Genomic DNA, 21,230 nt, shown 5'->3' with positions numbered 1-21,230 from the left:
GATCAGACATGTTACCGCTCGATTTTCGAACCGTGAATCACGCCGCTGGACGGAAATCAATGGGTCCTGACCCTAAGACTGAAATCGTGATTGAAGACTACCTGAAGGCGCATTCAAACCTGGACGAGGAATTGCGCGGATACGCAAGGCTTTGTTCCGCCGGTCAAGCCCTCTAAAGACAGGGTGGAGCCCTCCCGCGCCCGCAGGTGCCTTGCCTTCGGCAATTCCCCTTGGCGGCCTTGGGCCCGGCGCCGCTGACGCGTCGCACAACCACCCCAAACCGAACCGGATCGCACCGCGGGTCAAGGGCCGCACAAGCGGCCTCGCGCATCGCGCGAGGTTCCCTTGAGGCGGGGTGTGATCCTTTTGATAATCGACAGGGCGCGTTCAGGGCAGACCTGCCCCTGAACCGCTTCTGAGCAAAAACCTTCTGCGCCGCGCCAGCGGCGCCAGGCCCAACCAGAGGATGGGCATTTCAATGCCCGGACGATGGGCGGGAGCCCCCCGTTTGCGCTGAAAAATCCGCGTTCAGTCCCCCAGCTTGGCGTGAACCTCCTCGAGGTCGATCTCTCCGATGGGCATCTTGTTGGCCGGGTTTTCGAAATCGTATTTGAACAGCTCGAAATCGCGCTTGTAGATCTCATAGACCAGATGCATCGACAGATCGTCGAAGTAATCCTCCACCGGATGGGCGCGCTTGGGGCCGTGGCCCTCGCTTTCGTTGAAGCGTGGAATTGTCGCCAGATCCACCGCATGCGGCGTCTTGATCCCGTCCAGGACCTCTTGCATGCCCTCGTTGAACTTCTCGGTCCAGAAGATCTTGTTGTAGCGCCCGCCATTCTGGATGAAGGTCGACACATGGCCTGACGTTGCCGACCAGTGGATGTCCGGCTCCATCGGGCGGCGCCAGCGGATGGTATCGCGGGCAAACAGCAGGAACCGCCGGAAGCTCTTGATCTGGTCGAACTCCTGCTTGCCGTCCTCGCCGCCGACCTCGATCCCGTAGTCATAGACCAGGCGCTGCACCAGGTGGCCGCGATAGCGCTTGCCATTGCGCTGGATGCCGCAGATCTTGTCGAAAAAGGAGCTCAGAACCCGCGTATAGGGATTGCGCACGCAGGTGAAGGCATAGGTCTGCTGCCCCTGGGCGGCGCGGGTGATCGGCGCGTGGCTCTGGTCCTGCGCCCATTTGTGCAGCCCTTCCTTGGCGTCATGGATGTCGCCATCAAAGAACTCCCCATGGTCGGAATAATAGAGGATCTGCCCAATGGTCGAGCAGGCGCATTTGGGCACCACGCGATAGATCACGCTTTCGCTCTCGGTCATCCAGGTTCCCGGAAATCCCATCCAAATCCCTCACTTGTCCTGCCAATTCCCGCAACAATGCCCATATCGCATTCAAAAGACAAATAATCTTGTTTCTTCAAATCGCTCTGCGCTTTATCAAGACTACAATCCACCGCAAGCAGGGCTATCGTCGTTAAAATGGCAAAAATCGCTTACATCCTGCTGTGTCACAAGGATCCCGAAGCGATCATCCAGCAGGCCGAGCGGCTGACGGCGGTTGGCGATTACATGGTGATCCACTTCGACGGGCGCGCCAGCAACCGGGATTTCGAGGAAATCAGAGCCACGCTGAAGGACAACCCCAATGTCTGTTTTGCCCGTCGGCGCATCAAATGCGGCTGGGGGGAATGGTCGCTGGTGCAGGCCACGCTGGGGGCGCTGGAAGCCGCGCTGGAGACATTCCCCCGCGCCACCCATTTCTACATGCTGTCCGGCGATTGCATGGCCATCAAGACCGCGCAATATGCCCATGATTTCCTGGACCGGAACGATTGCGATTTCATCGAGAGCTTCGATTTCTTCGAAAGCAACTGGATCGAGACCGGCATGGTCGAAGACCGGCTGATCTACCGGCACTATTTCAACGAGCGCAAGCACAAGCGATTGTTCGAATTCAGCCACGCCCTGCAGAAGAAACTGGGCTTGCAGCGCGCCATTCCCGCCGATCTGCAGATGCAGATCGGCAGCCAATGGTGGTGCCTGCGCCGCCGCACCATCGAGGCGATCTTCAGTTTCCTGAAGAAACGCCGCGACGTGATCCGGTTTTTCCGCACCACCTGGATTCCCGATGAAACCTTTTTCCAAACCCTGGTCCGCCACCTGATCCCCAGCCAGGAGATCCACAGCCGCACGCTCACCTTCCTGATGTTCACCGATTACGGGATGCCGGTGAATTTCTACAATGACCACTATGATCTACTATTGGGGCAGGACTTCCTCTTTGCCCGCAAGATCAGCCCGGAGGCAAAAGAGCTGCGGCGCCGCCTGGGTCGCCTGTATATGGCCGAAGACGTGGAATTCCAGATCTCCAACGAAGGCCGCAACCTTTATCGCTTCCTGGCCGGGCGCGGGCGAAACGGGCGTCGGTTTGCCCCGCGTTTCTGGGAAGCCGAAAGCACGCTGGGGCGGGAACGGGTGCTGGTAATGGTGGTCTGCAAGAAGTGGCACCTGGCCAAGCGCCTGGTGGAGCGGATCCACAAGATCACCTCTGTCCCCGCTTTGGGCTATCTCTTTCACGAAGCCGATACCCCCTTGCCCGATCTTGGCGGCATCGAGACCACCCTGGACAAGCGCAACCGGCATCACCGCGCGCTGATGCGGATGCTGTTCGACCACTATGACAGCGATCGGTTGATGGTTTGCATCGACCCGTCCGGGCTGGAGCTCATTCAGGATTTCGCCTCTGACCGCTCCACCATCCGGCTGCTGCATCTTGACTGCAGCTTCTCCGACGCGGATCTGATCGCCCATGCCGAACGGTCGGGGCTGGTGGGCACGCAAACACCACAGCAGACGCTGGAACGGATCCTGCCCTCGATCCGCAATGACATCCTCTATGAAAGCGACAGGATCCGCGATGCGGATTTCCAGGGCTGTCACTACATCAGCGAATCCGGCACGGCAGACTCGGACGTGACGGCTCTGGCAGAGGTCTTTGGCCTGTCCCGGCAGCAGGCCGAAGAGATCTACCGGGACAACGGTCTTTTCAAAGACTAGGCTCAGCCGCCCGTGCCACCAAGCCAGCGACGCAGGCGGCTTTTCTTTTCGGAGATCGCGTCCCCGGCGGCATAGAGGCTGTCTTCCACCTCGTCGATCATCGGATCAAGCCGGTTGCGGCGGAACCGGCGCCAGCGCACATAGATGGCCCAGAACAGCGCCGCGATCAGCACCAGGATGACAATGCTCACCCAATTGAGCGGCTTGTCCTCCGGCCCGGTAACGGGCCTGATCGCAACCGCATTGGGAAAGGCCGAGAGGAACTCGTTGCGCCAGCCGTAGTGCAGCACCGCCACCCATTCGGGGTTGGCCTTGTTGGAGATGGCGTCATTGGCCTCGGTATAGAGGTTCGCAGTGTCGAACTTGAAATAGGGCGGCCAGTTCCAGCCGGTGTCCTCGTTGCGGTAGACCACCGCATCGCCATTCGGGCGCACCGCCTGGATGAACTGTACATCCCGGTTCACCAATTCGCTGGACTGGCTGTCCGGCGTCGACCAGAAGATCCGCGTCCAGTCGTTCAGTTCCTGCCGTTCCTCGTAGGTGTTGACGATGCGCACCACGTCGTACTGCGGCAGGGTGTAGTGCAGAAAGGCGCCGAACAGCAGCCAGACGGTGATCAGAAATCCCCATTTGATATAGCCCATGACGCTCTCCTATCTGAAATTGACCATGTAAATCACCAGGGCGATCAGCGCCAGTGGCACGGCATAGACCAGAAGGATCAGCCGACGCCGAAAGGACCGGTCATATTGCCTCAGCCCCCGCTGGATGAAGGCCGCGCGGTCCCCGGTCAACCCCTTGTCTTTCCAGCGACGCTTGAGCTTGGCCCGACGCATTTCCCGCGAATAGAGCGACACGCCGCCATAGACCACCGTCAGCGTGATCATCAGGAAGAAAAACAGTCGAATAAACGCCAAAACCACCGCCCCTTGCCCCAGCCGGATCTGTGCGAGCCCCAGCTGGTACCTTGGAACATAATCACTTTCGGGACGATGCCAATCCCGTGCGGCCGGGCCTGTGCGGTTGGCCTTGCGGCGCCTTCTTGAGCACCAGGAAGGTCATCAGCCCCAGGGGCGGCAGGCTTTCCTTCTCCTTCACGGCCAGGCTGCCCTCCTGCAGGATCGTCTCGATCTCGAAATCCGCATGCCAGCCCAAGACATTGGCAAAGCGGGCCGAGATCTTCTCTACCGCCGCCATCATCCCATCGGTGCTTTTGAAATGGTTGCTGATCACCACCTCGCCGCCCGGTTTCAGCACACGGGCGATTTCAGCCATCACCTTTTGCGGTTCGGGCACCACCGACAGCACATGCATCGCCGCCACCGTGTCAAAGGACGCATCCGGAAAATCGAGGCAGCGCGCATCCATCTGGCGCAGGGCCTTCACGTGGCGCAGGTCCATTTCGGCAACGCGGGTCTTGGCCTTGGCCAGCATCTCGCGGCTGAAATCGATGCCGGTGACCTTCACATCCGGGCCGTAATGGGGCAGCGACAATCCGGTGCCCACGCCCACCTCCAGCACCGTGCCGCCGCGCCGGTTGATATAGCCCACCACCCGGCGGCGCCCGGCATTGGTCACCGCTCCGAATGTCCTGTCATAGATCGGCGCCCAGCGCGCATAGGATGATTGAACCGCCCTCAGTTCCAATCGCCTGTCCCCCGTTCGAATTACGGGTTCAATCCGGCACCCTACGGATCAGCCCCCAAACCACCAGAACCACGTAAGCAAGGCACAACACCACCAGCGTTGTCCAAGCATAGGTCAGAACCGCCGCCCCGGCAAAGGCACACCCTACAAGGAAGTACTTCACATTCTCGCGGCTGATCTTCACCGCCTTGGGCGACCATGTGGGAATGCGGCTGATCATAAGGAACCCTATGACAACCATGTGAAAGCAGATCAGCAGGCCCGGAATGACCAGCCCATCCGCGAATGAGAAAGACAGGAACATCGGCAGCATCGCCAGCATCGCCCCGGCGGGGGACGGGATGCCGGTGAAATAACCCTCGCGCTCTCCCTCCACCGGTTCTTCGGATTTCGCCGCCACGTTGAACCGCGCCAGCCGCACCACGCAGCAGACCGAGAACACCAGGACCGAGATCCACCCCGCACTGCGCATGTCCTGCAAGGCCCAGAAATAGATCACCAGGGGCGCCGCCACGCCGAAGTTCAGGAAATCGGCCAGCGAATCCAGCTCGGCCCCCATCTTGCTGTCACTGCCAAGCGCCCGCGCCAGCCGCCCATCCAGCCCATCCAGAAGGGCCGCCAGCAGGATCAGCTGCACCGCCAGCACGTAATTGCCCTGCACCCCGAAGCGCACCGCCGACAGCCCCGCGCAGATCGCCCCCACCGTCATGATATTGGGCAAAAGCTGGATCAGAGCGTATTCGTTTTTCGTCTTCTTGGGCAGATCGTCCATGGGGCGGAGGTCAGTCTTGTCAGAGGTCATATGAGGTCCTGGCGGGGGAGGCATCATCCAAAGCCCCGCCCTCCCCTGCATAGCGCAGCAGAGCCGCCCCCGCTATGCCTGATCGAAAGGGGGCGTGCAATGGGAGGGGGCTGTAATCAGGATCAGTAATTGAAACAGGATCAGTGTTTTGTAGGGCAAATAGCGATCATCTTGCTCTCACCAAGTTCAATCAACCTCCTTCAGGGTCCAGATTTTCACCCGAAGGGAAATTCACCCTCAGCGCGCCAGCTCGAATCTCCGCATCTCCATCCAAGTATCCTCTGACTTTAATAAACCCTGGTTTAGAAAACTCCATCAGCGACCACCTCACAGGAACCGCAATCATTGCGATACTCGGCGCCTCACCACCGTCATCTTGTGGATCACTATTTAGACTTGTTGAAGGATTATCGACTTCAGTCCTAAAAATTTCCTCCACTTCGCTACCTGTCTCTTTCACGACTAGCAGCGTCAACTTATCATACTCTATTGACAGCGGAATTCTTACATTCACTAACGCCGCGAACGTGGGCAGCACTCCCGGCGGGGGATTACTGAAATTCATTTCAGCCAAATAACACCCTACGAGGGTCATTTTTCCGGCGACTTCATGCCGAATGTCATCGCAAAAAACGGTAACCCCATACGCTTCAGCATTCACAGGACAGCACTCTCAACATTTATTGTGGCATCGGGCTTCACAGTTCCCGTTGCGGGATCGTCGCGAAAACTATTCAATTGAACAACATTATGGGCATCTTCCACGCCATTACCGCGTCCAGCAAGATTAATGTCGACCATCTTAAATTCGATATTTTTATCTAGCGCGTAAGCAAACTCCGCAATTGAGCGAGCTGTCAAATTTGAATTCCCTTTCAGCCTTCGATTTACAACAGACCTATCCACTCCCAATATAGTCGCGACTTCTTGCTGCGTTTTACCGGATTCGATAAGCGCCTTCTGAATTTCTTTCTGGACTTGAGAAATGAAGAGCGCCGCCTTCCGTTTCTTGCCATCAATCTTTATTCGATACGACATCGTGCAAAGCTCCGCTGCGAACCAACTTAGGTTCGTCTAAATCCATATTGTCGCGAACGTATACTGTTTGCGCGATGTACCGCCCGTAGCTACGCTCAGTTTCGATTCTGTCTTTGCTATCACCATAACAGCAAATGAACGCATTTTTGTGAGGCACCCACCCGAACACTCGGACCTCTTCGGTTTTGATTTCCCAAACGAACCTCTCGGGCGTCCAGCTGAGTTTCTTAAAGCGCCGATCTTCAAGGAACTCTTCTCCAGCTACGTATTCGTGAAACGCCACGAACACTTGGTCTTGCGGTGTCAGATCATCGTACAAATCGTTGTGATCTAACGTGGGCAACGCCCTATCGAGCCAATCGATAAAATCCGGTGTTCCATAAAGCGATCTCCAAGGAAGCTCATGCGGGCTTAGAGGGTCGATCGTGTCAAGCAGCCCTTGCTCACACAAGCCTATCAGTGTTGCCATATATATCAACGATTTCTTTTTGCAAGGTTAACGAAGCCTTCGTGCCAAATTTCGGTCGACAACCAATACACGAAACGGAGCGTGAAAACTACCCTCACTCAAAACGCTGCCGGAAGTTGTGCGCAAACCACGATCTTTCCTTGCTCCTATATCGCCGTCTCATCCCACTCCGCCTTTCGCCCCGCCACACCGCCGGTGCACAGCCGGTGTACGGGGGGTGTACGGATGTCACCCCCCGGATGTCTCCTCAGCCGGGGCTCCGCCCGTTCGGCGCTGAAACGCTCTCCCAGAGCGTTTCCAGGACGCGCCTCACCCAACCACGTTGAACTCCGGCCCATAGGGGTAGCCGGTGATGTTCTCGTTGCCGTCCTCGGTGATCACCAGGATGTCATGTTCGCGGTAGCCGCCCGCTCCGGGCTGGCCTTCCGCGATGGTCAGCATCGGCTCCATGGAGATGACCATGCCCGGCTCCAGCACCGTGTCGATATCCTCGCGCAGCTCCAGACCCGCCTCGCGCCCATAGTAGTGGGACAGCACCCCGAACGAGTGCCCATAGCCAAAGGTGCGGTATTGCAGCAAATCGCGCTCTTCGAAAAAGGCGTTGATCTTATGGGTGATTTCGGCGCAGCTTGACCCCGGCTTCAAGAGCGAGATGCCGTATTCATGGGCCGCGACATTGGCCTGCCAAACCGCCATGCTGTCGGGATCGACCTCTCCCACGAACAGGGTGCGCTCCAGCGCGGTGTAGTAGCCCGAGATCATCGGGAAGGTGTTGAGCGACAGGATATCGCCGCGCTGCAGCTTTCTGGCGGTCACCGGGTTGTGGGCGCCGTCGGTGTTGATGCCCGACTGGAACCAGACCCAGGTGTCGCGGTATTCGGCGTCCGGAAAGCGTTTGGCGATCTCCAGCTCCATCGCATCCCGCCCCGCCATCGCCACATCGATCTCCCGCACCCCTTCGCGGATCGCATCGCGGATGGCATAGCCGCCCACGTCCGCCACCGCAGCACCGGCGCGGATCAGCTCGATCTCGGCTGCGGATTTATGCATGCGCTGGCGCATGGTGGGCTCATATAGGTCAATCATCTCAGCCGGTTGCAGGAAGGCTTCGAGCTTGCCCTTTTGCAGCAGGGTCAGGTGATCGCTCTCATAGCCGACCCGCGCGCCGGGGCCAGCCACAGACAGGATCGCGCGCCAGAAATTGTCGCGCTGCCAGTCGGTATAGGTGATGTTGTCGCAGAACGAACGCCGCCAGGGCTGGCCGGCATCGATGCCGGCGCTGATGGTGACGGCAGCATCGGCAGTGACCACCAGGCCATAGGGACGGCCAAAGGCGCAGTAGGTAAACCCCGAATAATACGAGATATTATGCATCGAGCTGAAGACAGCGGCGGTGACGCCCGACGCCTCCATGATCTTGCGCAGGCCCGCAATGCGCGCCTCATACTCGGCCACGGGGAATTGCAATGGCGCCTTTTCGCCATTGTGAAAACGGTACATGTCAGGACGTGCAGTCATGCTGGATCCTTCCTTTTTTCTTAAGAAAGGTCCCGGCGTACAGGACAGATTTTTGGTATGATCAAGGCCCGTGGAATCGACCCACGCGGCGACGCCATCGCCCGGCCCTGACCACAGGAATGCTGCGGAACGGGGGCTCTGGCAAGTGTTTTCTGCGCGGCCTTTTTCAGGAGGTCGCGCAGACCGGGCGGGATGCCTAATTCACGATCAGCGCCACCATGTCGCTGTCCGGGTCTGCCAGGGGATCGATCACGTTGAAATGGTGTTTGCCAAAGGCGATGACGTGATCGGCACCCCAGGCATCTGACAGCCAGACCGCCTGATCCAGGAAAGCCGGGCGTTCCTCGGCCCCGACCCAGACCGTGACCGGCACATCGTAGCGGTCCCGCATCTCCACAGGGCTTTCGGCGCGGGCGGCCTCGGCATCCATCTTGAACTCCTTGTTCATCGAGGTCCGCAGCAGCGGCAGCAGATCCGACAGTGGCGAGATCGGGATCACGGTCTTGATACGCGCGCCGATATCATCAGGCACCAGAGCGCGATCCAGCATGCGGGCGACCAGGTGACCGCCAGCCGAATGGCCCGCCAGAACGATGGGCCCATCCACCTCCTCGGCGATATGGACCAGGGCCGAGGCCACCTGCCGGGTGATCTCTGCGATCGAGACATCGGGGCACAGATCATAGGAGGGCATCGCCACCGCCCAGCCATGCGCCAGCGGGCCAACCGCCAGATGCGACCAGGTGCTCTTGTCGAAACGCAGCCAGTAGCCACCGTGCACGAAGACGAACAGCCCCTTGGGGGTCCCTTCGGGCAGGAACAGATCGAATTTGTTTCGCGCGCCAGGACCATAGGGAATGTCCAGCTGGGCACGCTCATGCAGGCTGTTGCGGAAATCCTCGGCCGATGCATCCCAGCGCGGCGGATAATCATCGGCCCCTTCTATATAGGCGCCATTGGCATAGGCGTCGTCCAGTTCCATCCCTGTCTCCCCTGGTGGTCTGTTTGCGTCAAAGAGACTCCCTGCGGGCGGGCTTGTCAAACAGCTATCGGCAAACAGACAGGTCGGCGATCTTCGGGAAATTTTTGATCAAATTCTGGACTCATCGAAGGTTCTGGACATATCAAGGGGCAACTGATTTGCATGGCTGCAATGATTGCTGGGGAGACACCAATGCTGACGAAAAACACCGAGCTGAAATCTCTTCTGAAGGACCCGACCCTGATGGAGACCCGCGCCTATGTGGGCGGCCAATTCGTGGACGGCGACAAGGGCACATTCGACGTCCTGAACCCGGCGCGCGGCGACGTGGTCGCCGAGGTGGCCGATCTTAGCCGGGCGCAGGTGGCAGGTGCCATCGCCCAGGCCGAAGCCGCGCAAAAGGACTGGGCAAAGTGGACCGGCAAGGAGCGCGCACAGGTGCTGCGCAAGTGGTTCGACCTGATGATGGAGAACCAGGACGATCTTGCCACCATCCTGACCGCCGAAATGGGCAAACCCCTGGCCGAAGCCAAGGGCGAGATCGCCTATGGCGCCTCCTTCATCGAGTTCTTCGGCGAAGAGGCCAAGCGGATCTACGGCGAGACCATCCCCGGCCATCAGCGCGACAAGCGCATCACCGTGTTGAAACAGCCCATCGGTGTGGCCGCCTCGATCACGCCCTGGAACTTCCCCAATGCGATGATCACCCGTAAGGCGGGTCCGGCGCTGGCAGCGGGCTGCGCCTTTGTCGCCCGCCCTGCCGAACTGACGCCCCTGTCGGCCACCGCGCTGGCGGTTCTGGCGGAACGGGCCGGGATCCCGGCAGGCGTCTTCAATGTGGTGACCACTTCGGATGCGCCCGAAACCGGCCTGGAGTTCTGCGAAAACCCGGCGGTGCGCAAGCTGACCTTCACCGGCTCGACCCCGGTCGGTCGACTGCTGCTGCGCCAGGCCGCCGATCAGGTGATGAAATGCTCGATGGAGCTGGGCGGCAACGCGCCTTTCATCGTCTTTGACGACGCCGATCTGGATGCCGCCGTCGAAGGCGCGATCATGTGCAAGTTCCGCAACAACGGCCAGACCTGCGTCTGCGCCAACCGGATCTACGTGCAGGCCGGTGTCTATGACGCCTTCGCCGCCAAGCTGAAAGAGGCGGTCGCCAAGATGAAGGTCGGTGATGGCCTTGAGGAAGGCGTCCAGTTCGGCCCGCTGATCAACGACAAGGCCGTTGAGAAGGTGAAGTCCCATCTGGCCGACGCGACCTCCAAGGGCGCTGAAATCATTCTGGGAGGCAACCCGTCCGAGCTGGGCGGCTCCTTCTTCCAGCCCACCATCGTGACCGGTGCCACCACCGATATGCAGTTCTCCACCGAAGAAACCTTTGGCCCGCTGGCGCCCCTCTTCAAGTTCGAGGATGAGGACGAGGTCATCGCCATGGCCAATGACACGATCTTTGGCCTTGCCTCCTACTTCTACGCGAAGGATCTGAGCCGGGTCTACAAGGTGGCCGAGGCGCTGGAATATGGCATCGTCGGCGTCAACACCGGCATCATCTCGACCGAGGTTGCGCCCTTTGGCGGGGTCAAGCAGTCGGGCCTGGGCCGCGAAGGCAGCCACCACGGCATCGAGGATTACCTGGAGATGAAATACATCTGCATGTCGGTCTGATCCGGCTTCAGACCATCAGGATCGGGGTCCGTGGCTGCAAAGGTCACGGACCCTTTTTCCTATCTGGCCACGAAAGGCATCGGCGACTCCTCGCGCCCCCGGCAAGCGCGGCAGAACCGGCTGCGCCATGGCAAAAAAGCCGATGGATCCCAGAAGATCGCAAACCGCCGCCAAGGCCTGCTCCGGCGGAGTGGCACGACAGGCGGGGACATCGCGAACCATGGCGACCAGTTCCTGCAGGAAGGGACGCAGGAACCAGCGTTCGGCAGGGCTGTCTTCCTGCCGGTCATCCAGCAGCTCGCGCAGGATCAACCGGCTGTCCGCCGCCTGTGCAAGCGCCTGATCAAGATAGGTCGCAAAGGCCGCCTCAAGGCGCGCTTCGGGCGTATCACCGGCCTCCTGCGCCTCCATCAGGACAATCATCATGCGATCCGCCACCCCTGCGAGGACGCGCTCGTAAAGGGCGTCCTTGCTGCCGAAATGATGCAACAGGGTCTGTTTGGTCAGGCCCAGCTCATCGGCGATATTGGCAATGGAGGCGCCATGATAGCCGCGCCTGGCAAAAAGCTGCGTTGCGGCGGCGACGAATTCATCGGGGCGGGTTTGCGGGCTGTGGGCTTGGGGCATGACGGCTCCTTTCTGTCGGTAGTATCAGAAAGAGCGCCTGCCTACCATCCGGTCGGCCAACACGCGAAAAGCCCCCGCATCCGGGTGATGGACACGGGGGGAAGTTCGGCCGCCTGTGGTGGGGTGACGGCCTCGGGGAGTGTCGGAAACAGGTGAGCCCGTGGGGAGATCAGTTGACCTGTTGCGCGTCCAGTGCGGCACGCTGGGGCGCGGCAGAGGCGATCTCGATCCGGCGCGGTTTCAGGGCTTCGGGCACTTCGCGCTGCAGATCGATATGCAACATGCCGTCCGCGTGGCTGGCGCCAGTGACGCGCATATGATCGGCCAGGGTGAAGCGGCGTTCAAAGGCGCGGGTGGCAATGCCACGATGCAGGAAGGTGCGCTCCTCATCCGTTTCGGCCTTGCGGGCGGAAACGACAAGGGCGTTTTCCTTCACCTCTACAGCGAGGTCAGCCTCGGAAAAACCGGCAACGGCGATCGAGATACGATAGCTGTCGGCGTCGATCTTCTCGATGTTGTATGGGGGGTAGCTGGGCTGGCTGACGTCATTGCTCATGACCCGGTCCATCAGGTCGGCAATCTGGTCAAAGCCCACGGTCGCACGGTGCAACGGTGCAAAATCAAAGGTACGCATCTCTGTCATCCTCATAGTCGAGCGATTCTTTAAGCGTGCCCGCCCACATCCGGGGCCGGGCGGTCGTCACCGGACCCCGCTCTGCGGCGATCCGGACAGTATCGACATATGGATTGCAAACGGGGTTTCAAGGGGCTGCTGCAGGACAGCCGGAAACCCTATTGGCGGATGAACTTCGCCCCACCGGCCCGGCGGCCGTCGCCCACCTGAACCCGGCCTACGCCCGCAGGCATGCGGCTGCCGATATGAGTGCCGGTCAGCTGCGCCTGCAACAGATCCAGCTCTTCGCCCAGCGATGCCCCAAGCGAGACCCGCGTGCCGTTCACCTCGGCCTTGGCCGAGACCACCGAGACGATCCGCGGGGTGCGTCCCTCAAAGGAGAAGACCGGCGCCCCGGAAGAGCCGAAATCCACATCGCAGGACATCACCAAGACCCCCTGCTGCTGCGCGGTGACCGCGCAGACCTCCTGCAACGAAGGCGCCTCGGAGCGGTCATGGGCATAAGAGACAACCCCGATACGGCTGCCCTTGCGTGGGCGGCTGTCGGTTTCAAACGGGATCACGGTGGTGTTGCGAATGGGGCGTTGCAGCTGCAGCAACGCGATATCCTTGCGCACCCGGCCGGTTGAGACCTCGCCATCATAGACATAATCCGGATGGATCACCGCCCGCCGCACCGAACGATAGGCCGAGGCCCGGCCATTGCGCCAGCCGGCCAGAAACTCAATCGTTTCGGGGGCGATCTTTTGCCCGGTGCGCCCATCGAACAGGCAATGCGCTGCCGTCAGAACCAGATCCGGTGCGATCAACGACCCTGTGCAGAAGCCTTCGCCGTTGACATCAAGACGACCCACCGCCTCCCAGTCGCGGCCCGCATCCGTGGTATCAAGACGCAGAAGACGGCTGTCGCCCGCCAGCGTCACCGCTGGCAGCAAGGCTGCCAATACCGCAAGAATCCAACCCCGCACCCGCATCTCCCTCATCCATCTGCTGTCAGGATACGTATCGCTTGGGGCGAAAATACGGCAAGGGCCGCGCTGATACAGCCCGGCCCCGCAAAAATATCAGACCTGTGATCAGCGCAGGATCGGCACCTGATCTTCGGCAGTCGCCACAGGTCGGTTACCCTTGATCATCGCGGGGGGCTTGGGACCGCCCGTGGCCCAATCGAGCAGCTCGACCGTATGCACGATGGGCAGCTTGGTGCCCGATCCGATCTGCATCATGCAACCGATATTGCCTGCTGCGATCAGGTCGGGATTCTTGGCCTCCAGCGTTTTCACCTTGCGCTCTTTCAGCTGGCCCGAGATTTCCGGCTGCATCAGGTTGTAGGTCCCGGCGGACCCACAGCAGAGGTGGCTGTCGGCAGGCTCCACCACCTTGAAGCCCGCGCGTTTCAGCAGCGTCTTGGGATGCGTCTTGATCTGCTGGCCATGCTGCAGCGAACAGGCGGCGTGATAGGCCACCGTCAGCCCCTTGTCTGCACCTTCGGGCAGGTCCAGCTGCATCAAGAGTTCCGAGATATCCATCGCCCGCTCGGACACCCGCGCCGCATCTGCTGCTAGCGCGTCATTGCGGAACATATGCCCGTAATCCTTGACCGTGGTGCCGCAGCCCGAGGTGTTGATCACGATGGCATCCAGGCCCTCGCCATCGATCTCGGCGCACCAGGCGCGGATGTTCTTGGCCGCGGTGGCGTGGCTTTCATCCTCGCGCCCCATGTGATGGGTCAGCGCGCCGCAGCAGCCCGCGCCCTTGGCCACGACCACTTCGCAGCCCAGCCGCGTCAGCAGGCGGATGGTGGCGTCGTTGATATCGGTGTTGAGCGCCTTTTGCGCGCAGCCCGTCATCAGCGCCACACGTTTCTTGCGCGGCTCGACGGGGGCAAAGCTTTGCGGATCATCGTTGCGGCTGACCGGCGGAATATCCTTCGGCGCCATGTCGAGCATCGCCCGCAGCCGGGCATCCGGCATCAGCCCCTTGAAGGGGCGCGCCAGTTTCGCACCGAACAGGGCCACGCGAAAGCGCATCGGATAGGGCAGGATCCGCGCCAGCACCCAGCGCAGGGCACGGTCGGTGAAGGGGCGCTTGTAGTTCCTGTCGATATAGGCGCGCGCATGGTCGATCAGATGCATGTAATGCACCCCCGACGGGCAGGTGGTCATGCATGCCAGGCAGGACAGGCAGCGGTCGATATGCTTGACCGTTTTCTCATCCGGCACGCGGTTGTTTTCCAGCATGTCCTTGATCAGGTAGATCCGCCCGCGCGGACTGTCGAGTTCATCCCCCAGCACCTGATAGGTCGGGCAGGTGGCGGTGCAAAAGCCGCAATGCACGCAGGTGCGCAGGATCTCGTTCGAGCGCTGGATGCCGGGATCTTTCAGCTGGTCTTCGGTGAATACTGTCTGCATGTCTTACCCCATCAGGCCAGGGTTCAGGATCCCGCGCGGATCGAACTGGTTTCGCAACCCCTTGTTCAGGGCCTCCAAAGGTGCCGGTTGCGGTTCGAACCGGCCCAGGCGCGCACGGGTTTCGGCGCTGGCGCGGATCAAGGTGGCGTGCCCCGGGATCGGCTCCATCCCGGTGCCGACACCGGACATCACTTTGCGCAGATCGCTACCCTCGGGCATCAAGGCCCAGATGAGACCGCCGCCCCAGTCAAACTGCAGCGCGGTGGCACCAAGGCGCGGCGCCAGTTCGACCGCATCCGAGGGCTTGACGCTGATCCGCCAGACATCGCCATCACGCCCGTGAAAGGCGGCAACATCGCGGATGCCCTGCCACAGATCTGCGGTGTCATCCTGCCGCTCTGCGGTGCCATGCGCCCCCAGGATCCTGATCAGCTCTCCGCAGCGGTAGCTGACCGAAGCCGCAAAGCCTTCGACGCGGATATGGGCGGTCATGCTGTCCGGATCATAGGCTGCCCCGGTCACGTCAAAGGGCGAACCCAGCGCCGCCGACATCACCCGCACGGCACCCGGCAGATCCAGTTCAGCAACCGAAACCGTCGCCATGCTCTCGGCCTCTGGCAGCACTTTGAAGGAGACCTCGCTCAGCACGCCAAGCGTGCCTTGTGCCCCCGACATCAGCTTCACCAGATCATAGCCGGTGACGTTCTTCATCACCCGGCCGCCGTTCTTGACGATCTGCCCGGCCCCATCGACGAAGCGCACGCCCAGCAGGAAATCCCGTGCGGCGCCCACCTGGATGCGGCGGGGCCCAGAGATATTGGCGGCAAAGACACCGCCGATCGTGGGCGTGCCGTCGGTGCCCAGCAACCCGCGATAATCGGCAGGTTCAAAGGCAAGCCGCTGGTTTTCACCTGCCAGCAGGGATTCGATCTCTGACACCGGGGTTCCGGCCTTGGCCACCAGCGTCAGCGCGCCGGGTTCATAAAGTTCAACGCCACTCAGGGCCGACAGGGACAGGGTCTCGCCTTCGACACCCATGCCGCGGGTGCCGCCGCCTTCGATATTGAGCGGCCCCTTGGCCTCGGCGATCATACGGGCCAGATCGGCCTCGCTTTCGGGTCGCATCATGGTCTGTTCCAAACGTGTCTAATTCTAGTTTCGGGGCGCAGGATCATTCCGCCGCCAGGGCGGGCGCGCGGCGGCTTTCGGTCACCGACAGCGGGAAGACCTTAGCCGGATTGAGCAGCCACTGCGGATCGAAGACATCCTTCACGCGCAGCTGTGCCTCAAGATCGTCTGCCGTATACTGATGCAGCATCAGATCGCGTTTCTCGATTCCAACGCCATGTTCGCCGGTCAGGCAGCCGCCCACCTCAACGCAGAGCTTCAGCACCTCGGCACCAAATTCCTCGCAGAGTTCCAGATCGCCGGGCTTGTTGGCATCGAACAGGATCAGCGGGTGCATGTTACCGTCGCCCGCATGGAAGACGTTGGCCACGGCCAGGCCGAATTGCTGGCTCAACTCGCCGATGCGGCGCAGCACGTAAGGCAGCGAGGACACCGGGATGGTGCCATCAAGGCACATGTAATCGTTGATCTGCCCCATGGCGCCAAAGGCGGACTTGCGGCCCAGCCAGATGCGGGCGGCCTCATCGGCGTCGGTTGCCTCGCGCAGCTCGACCGGGTTGTGGGACTGGGCGATCTCCTTGATCAGACCAAGCTGGTGGTCGATCTCGGCGGGGCTTCCTTCGACCTCGACGATCAGCAGGGCCTCGCACATCGGGTAGCCCGCCTTGGCGAAGGCCTCGCAGGCCTCGATACAGGGACGGTCCATGAACTCGATGGCGACGGGCAGAACCCCCGCCTTGATGATGTCGGAGACGCAGGCACCGGCGACTTCGTTGCTGTCATAGCCAATCAGAACGGGGCGCGCGCCCTCGGGCTTGCGCAGGATGCGCAGGGTCGCCTCGGTCACCACGCCCAGCTGCCCCTCGCTGCCGCAGATCACCCCCAAGAGGTCCAAGCCCCCCGCGTCCAGATGCGCGCCGCCGATCTCGACCACGGTGCCATCCATCATCACCATGGTAACGCCCATCAGGTTGTTGGTGGTGACGCCGTATTTCAGGCAATGCGCACCGCCCGAATTCATCGCGATATTGCCCGCAATGGCACAGGCCAGCTGACTGGAGGGATCGGGGGCGTAGAAGAACTCCTCTTCCTCCACCGCGCCAGAAACGGAGAGGTTGGTGCGTCCGGTCTGCACCCGGATGATGCGATTCTCGTAATCGGTTTCCAGCACGTCATTCATGCGGGCCACGCCAAGGATCACGCTGTCGGCGGTCGGCAGGGCGCCCCCAGCCAGCGAGGTTCCCGACCCACGCGGCACCACGGGCACGCCTTCCTCGTGGCAGATCCGCAGAACATCGGACACTTCTTTCGTGTTGCGCGGCAAAACCGCCAACAGCGGCGGACAGCGATAGGCGGTCAGCGCATCGCATTCATAGGCGCGGGTCTCGGCCTCATCGGTGATCAGCGCATCTGCGGGCAGAACCTTGGACAGGCGCGCGGCCAGATGGGCTTTGCGCGACAGGATGGCGGGGTCCGGGGCGGGCATTTCCATGACGGGCTCTCCTCTTTGGTAAAGTTATATTACCAATTCATACCATCTGGCAAGGGAGCACATGCTCCGCTAGGGTGCAGCCATGACCTGGATCGACCGTATCGCCCTGTTTTCAACCTTGGATTTTGCCGCGCTGGCGCTGATTGTCGCGGGCTGGATCTGGATCGGCTGGCGGATCGAGAACCCGCGCCCGGACAAGCCATCGGTGTCCTACCTGATGGCCGATTTCCGCCGCGACTGGATGGTGCAGATGGTGACCCGCCAGCCGCGGATGTTCGATGCGCAGCTGATCAGCAACCTGCGCCAGGGTACCGCCTTCTTCGCCTCTGCCTCGATGATCGCGATGGGCGGCGGCCTGGCCCTGATCGGCAATACGGAACAGCTGGCCGGGGTGGCTGCGGACCTGATCCAGGACAGCGCCCCCGCCTTTGTCTGGGAGGTGAAGATCCTGACGGTGCTGCTGTTTCTCGCCAATGCGTTTTTGAAATACGTCTGGGCGCATCGGCTGTTCGGCTATTGCTCGGTTCTGATGGCGGCGGTACCCAACGATCCGGCAGAACCGCTGGCCCTGCCCCGCGCCGCCCAGGCCGCGGACCTGTCAATCACCGCCGCGCGCAGCTTCAACCGGGGCATGCGGTGCACCTATTTCGCGCTGGCCTCGGCCGCCTGGCTGGCGGGGGCCATCCCGCTGATCCTGGCCTCGCTGGTGACCATCGCCGTGCTGTACCGACGCGAGTTCGCCTCGCAATCGCGCAACGTGTTGCTGCGCATCCCGCCCCAGGCCCAGAAAACCACCAAGGCAGACACGGCATCGTGATCCCGCCCCGGCCGGGCGTAGCCTATGGTGGAGCACATGAAAGCCGCCCTGATATCCCTTGTCTGTACCCTGGGCACTGCCCTGCCCGCCCTTGCCGACAGCCCCCGCATCGAAGGGGCGACGGCCCGGCAGAATGGTGACAGCTGGACGATCAGCGTGACGCTATCCCACCCGGACACGGGCTGGGACCACTATGCCGACGGCTGGCGGGTGCTGGATGACAACGGGGCCGAACTGGGGCTGCGCGTGCTGGCCCATCCGCATGTGACTGAGCAGCCCTTCACCCGCAGCCTGAGCGGCATAGCGATCCCCGACGGCATCACAAAGGTCACGATCCAGGCGCGCTGCAATCTGGATGGCTGGGGAGATGAGCTGTTTCGCCTGACTCTACCCTAGGCTACGCCAGTCAACTGCGGTGATAGGGGCTGCCGGACAGGATGGTGGCAGCGCGGTAGACCTGCTCGGCCAGCATCACCCGGACCAGCATATGCGGCCAGACCATCTTGCCAAAGGAGATGGAGAAGTCCGCCTCTGCCCGCAGGCTTGGGTCAATGCCATCCGCCCCGCCGATGATCAGCGCCAGATCCTGCCGCCCGCTGTCGCGCCAGCCTGCCATCTTGTCGGCAAAATCAGGCGAGGACAGCAGCTTGCCGCGCTCATCCAGGGTGCAGATCACCGCGCCCTTGGGCAGCGCCTTGCGCAGAAGATCCGCCTCGGCGCCCATGCCGAGGTTCTTCTTGTCCTCGACCTCGATCACCCGCGCAGGACCAAGGCCCAGCGCCCGGCCGGTGCGGTCGAACCGCGTCAGATAATCGTCGATCAGGGATTTTTCCGGGCCAGCGCGAAGCCGCCCGACCGCGCAGATATGTAGACGCATCAGAGGACTCTCCCCCGCCATGCCAAGCAAGGCGGGACTTGGGGCAGGCCTGTTCAGGCCGCCCCTACACTTGGGTCAGTTGCCGGTTGCCGCGCCGGGCACCCACATCTTTTCCAACTGGTAGAACTCGCGCACTTCGGGGCGGAAGATATGAACGATCACATCGCCCGTATCGATCAGCACCCAGTCGCCGGTGTCCTTGCCCTCGATCTTGCTGATGATGCCGTACTCCTGCTTGAGCCGGTCGGTCAGCTTTTCTGCCATGGCGGCAACCTGGCGGGTGGAGCGCCCCGAGGCGATGACCATGAAATCGCCAATCGCCGTCTTGCCGCGCAGGTCGATCTGCACGACCTCTTCGGCCTTGTCGTCATCGAGAGAGGAGAGGATCCGCTCCAGCAGCACCTCGCTGGTGGGGCGTGTCTTGGCGGCCATCACGGCTGCCTCGGTTTCAGCGGCGGCTGCCGCATGAGGTTCGGGTGACAGGACAATGTCCTCCTTGCTGCGCGCCGACGATCCCACGGCGCTGGGGTAGTGTTAATGTAGCAAGTCGGTCGGGGCTTTTCAATCAAGCTTCGCTGCACTGCCGCAGGCGCATAAGAGGGATCAAGAGGCCCATTGGTTCAGTCCTCTGGCGGCATCCGCTGCTGCGCGGCAGGGAAATCGGCCACCGACAGAGGCTCGTTCAGCACACGTACTTCGCGCTGCGGGAAGGGAATCGATATGCCTTCCGCTTGAAACGCATCCCAAAGGGCCAGGTAGACATTGCCGCGGATATTGGTGAGGCCCGAGGTCGGATCCCCGATCCAGAAGCGCAACACGTAGTCCACGCTGCTGTCGCCAAAACCGACGATATGGCAGACCGGCGCCTTGCCGGGGGTGGCAAGCACCCTGCCGACCGATCGCGCGGCATCGATGGCGACCCTGCGCACCTTGTGCGGATCATCGCCATAGGCGGTGCCGAAATGGATATCGAGCCGCACATAGCGGTCCGAATGGGACCAGTTCACAACCTGCGAGGTGATCAGATCCTCGTTCGGGATCAGGTATTCCCGCCCGTCCCGCGTCACCACCGAGACATAGCGCGCGCCCAGCGCATTGATCCAGCCGAAGGTCTCTCCAAGCGAGATCACATCCCCCGGCTTGATCGATCGATCCATCAGGATGATGATCCCCGACACCAGATTGGACACAACTTTTTGCAGACCAAAACCGATGCCGACACCGACGGCACCGGAGAGGACCGCAAGCCCCGTCAGGTCAAACCCGATGGCGCGGATGCTGACGACGACGGCCAGCCCGTAAAGCGCCAGCTGGATCCCCTTGCCGATCAGCACCTGCATCGAGGGCGAAATGTCGCTGTTGCTTTTCAATCCCTTCGTTGCCGCGTTGGACCCGATCCGCGCCAGGGTCAGCAGCACCGCCCCCAGCATCAGCGCCTTCAGAACCGCCAGCACCGACAGGTGCATCGCGCCAAAGGTAATCGCGACACTGTCAAGAAACCCCGCCACATCATCCACGAGGTTCAGCGCCACCAGGGTCGCGTAGATCCAAAGGCTCCAGGTGAAGATCCGCCTCAGCGTATGATTGCGCACCAGCCGCGCCAGAAATCCGATCACCAGCCAGGCGGTCGCCAGGGTCGCGGCGATCCCGATCAGGTAGCTGCGCGAGGGCCAGGTGACCTCTTGCATCACCCAATAGAGCGTCCACGAAAAGGTGACGAAGTAGATCAGCGTCAACCGGCGCAGGATTTGCAGCAAGGCTCTGAGCCGCCATTTCGGCCAGCCCTCGCGCCGATGCGCCCAGCGGTCCCAGCCTCCGCGCGTTGCCAGCTTCATCACATAGGCCAGCAGCGCCAGACCAAGGATCAGGAACAGCTGATACTGCCGCCAGCCCGGCGTCACGAACAGCGTCACCATCGACTGCCCTTCGGCCAGCAGCCAGCTCAGAACCTGGAACAGGCTCTCAGGCAGATTCTCCGGCAACGCCTCGGTCAAGGTCTCGGTCGGGGCGGTCGGCGCGGTGGGGGCGGTTTGAACGGTATCTTGCTCCATGAGGTG

General features: G+C 61.4%; 23 protein-coding genes. 4 read left to right on the top strand and 19 right to left on the bottom strand.

Features of this window, described 5'->3' with window-relative positions:
• Nucleotides 1-528: 528 nt before the first annotated feature.
• Nucleotides 529-1,347, bottom strand: coding sequence for a sulfotransferase family protein (locus tag PXK07_RS15780; RefSeq protein ID WP_274849317.1), 819 nt, complete (start codon nt 1,345-1,347; stop codon nt 529-531).
• Between the two features lie 138 nt (nt 1,348-1,485).
• On the opposite strand from PXK07_RS15780, the gene PXK07_RS15775 reads away from it, so the two are divergent.
• On the top strand, nt 1,486-3,063 hold the full coding sequence (locus PXK07_RS15775; RefSeq protein ID WP_274849315.1) for a DUF5928 domain-containing protein: 1,578 nt from the start codon (nt 1,486-1,488) through the stop codon (nt 3,061-3,063).
• A gap of 2 nt (nt 3,064-3,065) precedes the next feature.
• Here PXK07_RS15775 and PXK07_RS15770 read toward each other — a convergent pair whose 3' ends face one another.
• The 9 genes from PXK07_RS15770 to PXK07_RS15730 all read right to left on the bottom strand — a co-directional run bounded on the left by PXK07_RS15770 (nt 3,066) and on the right by PXK07_RS15730 (nt 9,519).
• Entirely contained in the window at nt 3,066-3,707 is a 642-nt protein-coding gene (locus PXK07_RS15770) for a DUF1523 family protein (protein WP_274849314.1), read from the bottom strand.
• Nucleotides 3,708-3,716: 9 nt separating this feature from the next.
• Nucleotides 3,717-3,986: a hypothetical protein gene (locus PXK07_RS15765; RefSeq protein ID WP_446728388.1), complete on the bottom strand. Its 270-nt coding sequence runs from the start codon at nt 3,984-3,986 to the stop codon at nt 3,717-3,719.
• Between the two features lie 55 nt (nt 3,987-4,041).
• Entirely contained in the window at nt 4,042-4,710 is a 669-nt protein-coding gene (locus PXK07_RS15760; protein WP_274849313.1) for a class I SAM-dependent methyltransferase, read from the bottom strand.
• 28 nt (nt 4,711-4,738) lie between these two features.
• Nucleotides 4,739-5,512, bottom strand: a complete 774-nt coding sequence (pssA, locus tag PXK07_RS15755; RefSeq protein ID WP_446728387.1) for a CDP-diacylglycerol--serine O-phosphatidyltransferase — start codon at nt 5,510-5,512, stop codon at nt 4,739-4,741.
• A 190-nt stretch (nt 5,513-5,702) separates the two neighbouring features.
• On the bottom strand, nt 5,703-6,173 hold the full coding sequence (locus PXK07_RS15750; protein WP_274849311.1) for a hypothetical protein: 471 nt from the start codon (nt 6,171-6,173) through the stop codon (nt 5,703-5,705).
• Entirely contained in the window at nt 6,170-6,550 is a 381-nt protein-coding gene (locus PXK07_RS15745; protein WP_274849310.1) for a helix-turn-helix domain-containing protein, read from the bottom strand. The genes PXK07_RS15750 and PXK07_RS15745 overlap by 4 nt, the downstream gene beginning before the upstream one ends.
• On the bottom strand, nt 6,528-7,019 hold the full coding sequence (locus PXK07_RS15740) for a hypothetical protein (RefSeq protein WP_274849308.1): 492 nt from the start codon (nt 7,017-7,019) through the stop codon (nt 6,528-6,530). The genes PXK07_RS15745 and PXK07_RS15740 overlap by 23 nt, the downstream gene beginning before the upstream one ends.
• Before the next feature lie 309 nt (nt 7,020-7,328).
• Nucleotides 7,329-8,537, bottom strand: coding sequence for an aminopeptidase P family protein (locus tag PXK07_RS15735; RefSeq protein WP_274849307.1), 1,209 nt, complete (start codon nt 8,535-8,537; stop codon nt 7,329-7,331).
• 196 nt (nt 8,538-8,733) lie between these two features.
• Entirely contained in the window at nt 8,734-9,519 is a 786-nt protein-coding gene (locus tag PXK07_RS15730; protein WP_274849305.1) for an alpha/beta hydrolase, read from the bottom strand.
• 192 nt (nt 9,520-9,711) lie between these two features.
• Here PXK07_RS15730 and PXK07_RS15725 point away from each other — a divergent pair, with 192 nt between their 5' ends.
• A complete protein-coding gene (locus PXK07_RS15725; protein WP_274849304.1) occupies nt 9,712-11,187 on the top strand; it encodes an NAD-dependent succinate-semialdehyde dehydrogenase in 1,476 nt (491 codons plus the stop codon).
• Between the two features lie 15 nt (nt 11,188-11,202).
• On the opposite strand, the gene PXK07_RS15720 is transcribed toward PXK07_RS15725, so the two are convergent.
• The 6 genes from PXK07_RS15720 to PXK07_RS15695 all read right to left on the bottom strand — a co-directional run bounded on the left by PXK07_RS15720 (nt 11,203) and on the right by PXK07_RS15695 (nt 17,479).
• The gene (locus PXK07_RS15720; RefSeq protein WP_274849303.1) at nt 11,203-11,814 is read right to left on the bottom strand and encodes a TetR/AcrR family transcriptional regulator; all 612 of its coding nucleotides are present in this window, start codon (nt 11,812-11,814) and stop codon (nt 11,203-11,205) included.
• Nucleotides 11,815-11,983: 169 nt separating this feature from the next.
• Entirely contained in the window at nt 11,984-12,448 is a 465-nt protein-coding gene (locus tag PXK07_RS15715; RefSeq protein ID WP_274849302.1) for an Hsp20 family protein, read from the bottom strand.
• Nucleotides 12,449-12,606: 158 nt separating this feature from the next.
• Entirely contained in the window at nt 12,607-13,422 is an 816-nt protein-coding gene (locus PXK07_RS15710) for a trypsin-like serine peptidase (RefSeq protein ID WP_274849301.1), read from the bottom strand.
• 102 nt (nt 13,423-13,524) lie between these two features.
• Entirely contained in the window at nt 13,525-14,859 is a 1,335-nt protein-coding gene (glcF, locus tag PXK07_RS15705; RefSeq protein WP_274849299.1) for a glycolate oxidase subunit GlcF, read from the bottom strand.
• Between the two features lie 3 nt (nt 14,860-14,862).
• The gene (locus tag PXK07_RS15700) at nt 14,863-15,984 is read right to left on the bottom strand and encodes an FAD-binding protein (RefSeq protein ID WP_274849320.1); all 1,122 of its coding nucleotides are present in this window, start codon (nt 15,982-15,984) and stop codon (nt 14,863-14,865) included.
• 46 nt (nt 15,985-16,030) lie between these two features.
• Nucleotides 16,031-17,479, bottom strand: coding sequence for an FAD-linked oxidase C-terminal domain-containing protein (locus tag PXK07_RS15695; protein WP_274849297.1), 1,449 nt, complete (start codon nt 17,477-17,479; stop codon nt 16,031-16,033).
• 82 nt (nt 17,480-17,561) lie between these two features.
• Here PXK07_RS15695 and PXK07_RS15690 point away from each other — a divergent pair, with 82 nt between their 5' ends.
• Nucleotides 17,562-18,296 carry a DUF599 domain-containing protein gene (locus PXK07_RS15690; RefSeq protein ID WP_274849296.1) on the top strand — a complete coding sequence of 245 codons (735 nt, stop codon included), beginning with the start codon at nt 17,562-17,564 and terminating at the stop codon, nt 18,294-18,296.
• Nucleotides 18,297-18,332: 36 nt separating this feature from the next.
• Complete coding sequence (locus tag PXK07_RS15685; RefSeq protein ID WP_274849295.1) at nt 18,333-18,692, top strand: hypothetical protein; 360 nt, start codon at nt 18,333-18,335, stop codon at nt 18,690-18,692.
• A 10-nt stretch (nt 18,693-18,702) separates the two neighbouring features.
• Here PXK07_RS15685 and rlmH read toward each other — a convergent pair whose 3' ends face one another.
• From rlmH to PXK07_RS15670, 3 genes are all read right to left on the bottom strand, one after another.
• Nucleotides 18,703-19,173, bottom strand: coding sequence for a 23S rRNA (pseudouridine(1915)-N(3))-methyltransferase RlmH (gene rlmH / locus PXK07_RS15680; RefSeq protein WP_274849294.1), 471 nt, complete (start codon nt 19,171-19,173; stop codon nt 18,703-18,705).
• A 75-nt stretch (nt 19,174-19,248) separates the two neighbouring features.
• Nucleotides 19,249-19,605 (bottom strand): ribosome silencing factor, encoded by a 357-nt coding sequence (gene rsfS / locus PXK07_RS15675; RefSeq protein ID WP_274849293.1) that lies wholly within the window; start codon nt 19,603-19,605, stop codon nt 19,249-19,251.
• A 188-nt stretch (nt 19,606-19,793) separates the two neighbouring features.
• Entirely contained in the window at nt 19,794-21,224 is a 1,431-nt protein-coding gene (locus PXK07_RS15670) for a mechanosensitive ion channel family protein (protein WP_446728386.1), read from the bottom strand.
• Nucleotides 21,225-21,230: the final 6 nt, after the last annotated feature.

It is taken from the genome of Phaeobacter sp. QD34_24, from assembly GCF_028890115.1.
GTDB lineage: Bacteria > Pseudomonadota > Alphaproteobacteria > Rhodobacterales > Rhodobacteraceae > Phycobacter.
This window is presented reverse-complemented; position numbering and strand designations above follow the sequence as displayed.

Excerpts from the sequence above, each read along its gene's own strand:
- PXK07_RS15780 (WP_274849317.1), bottom strand. The coding sequence starts at position 1,347 with ATGGGATTTCCGGGAACCTGGATGACCGAGAGCGAAAGCGTGATCTAT.
- PXK07_RS15775 (WP_274849315.1), top strand. The coding sequence starts at position 1,486 with ATGGCAAAAATCGCTTACATCCTGCTGTGTCACAAGGATCCCGAAGCG.
- PXK07_RS15770 (WP_274849314.1), bottom strand. The coding sequence starts at position 3,707 with ATGGGCTATATCAAATGGGGATTTCTGATCACCGTCTGGCTGCTGTTC.
- pssA (WP_446728387.1), bottom strand. The coding sequence starts at position 5,512 with ATGACCTCTGACAAGACTGACCTCCGCCCCATGGACGATCTGCCCAAG.
- PXK07_RS15745 (WP_274849310.1), bottom strand. The coding sequence starts at position 6,550 with ATGTCGTATCGAATAAAGATTGATGGCAAGAAACGGAAGGCGGCGCTC.
- PXK07_RS15740 (WP_274849308.1), bottom strand. The coding sequence starts at position 7,019 with ATGGCAACACTGATAGGCTTGTGTGAGCAAGGGCTGCTTGACACGATC.
- PXK07_RS15735 (WP_274849307.1), bottom strand. The coding sequence starts at position 8,537 with ATGACTGCACGTCCTGACATGTACCGTTTTCACAATGGCGAAAAGGCG.
- PXK07_RS15730 (WP_274849305.1), bottom strand. The coding sequence starts at position 9,519 with ATGGAACTGGACGACGCCTATGCCAATGGCGCCTATATAGAAGGGGCC.
- PXK07_RS15725 (WP_274849304.1), top strand. The coding sequence starts at position 9,712 with ATGCTGACGAAAAACACCGAGCTGAAATCTCTTCTGAAGGACCCGACC.
- PXK07_RS15720 (WP_274849303.1), bottom strand. The coding sequence starts at position 11,814 with ATGCCCCAAGCCCACAGCCCGCAAACCCGCCCCGATGAATTCGTCGCC.
- PXK07_RS15715 (WP_274849302.1), bottom strand. The coding sequence starts at position 12,448 with ATGCGTACCTTTGATTTTGCACCGTTGCACCGTGCGACCGTGGGCTTT.
- PXK07_RS15710 (WP_274849301.1), bottom strand. The coding sequence starts at position 13,422 with ATGCGGGTGCGGGGTTGGATTCTTGCGGTATTGGCAGCCTTGCTGCCA.
- glcF (WP_274849299.1), bottom strand. The coding sequence starts at position 14,859 with ATGCAGACAGTATTCACCGAAGACCAGCTGAAAGATCCCGGCATCCAG.
- PXK07_RS15700 (WP_274849320.1), bottom strand. The coding sequence starts at position 15,984 with ATGCGACCCGAAAGCGAGGCCGATCTGGCCCGTATGATCGCCGAGGCC.
- PXK07_RS15695 (WP_274849297.1), bottom strand. The coding sequence starts at position 17,479 with ATGGAAATGCCCGCCCCGGACCCCGCCATCCTGTCGCGCAAAGCCCAT.
- PXK07_RS15690 (WP_274849296.1), top strand. The coding sequence starts at position 17,562 with ATGACCTGGATCGACCGTATCGCCCTGTTTTCAACCTTGGATTTTGCC.
- PXK07_RS15685 (WP_274849295.1), top strand. The coding sequence starts at position 18,333 with ATGAAAGCCGCCCTGATATCCCTTGTCTGTACCCTGGGCACTGCCCTG.
- rlmH (WP_274849294.1), bottom strand. The coding sequence starts at position 19,173 with ATGCGTCTACATATCTGCGCGGTCGGGCGGCTTCGCGCTGGCCCGGAA.
- rsfS (WP_274849293.1), bottom strand. The coding sequence starts at position 19,605 with ATGGCCGCCAAGACACGCCCCACCAGCGAGGTGCTGCTGGAGCGGATC.
- PXK07_RS15670 (WP_446728386.1), bottom strand. The coding sequence starts at position 21,224 with ATGGAGCAAGATACCGTTCAAACCGCCCCCACCGCGCCGACCGCCCCG.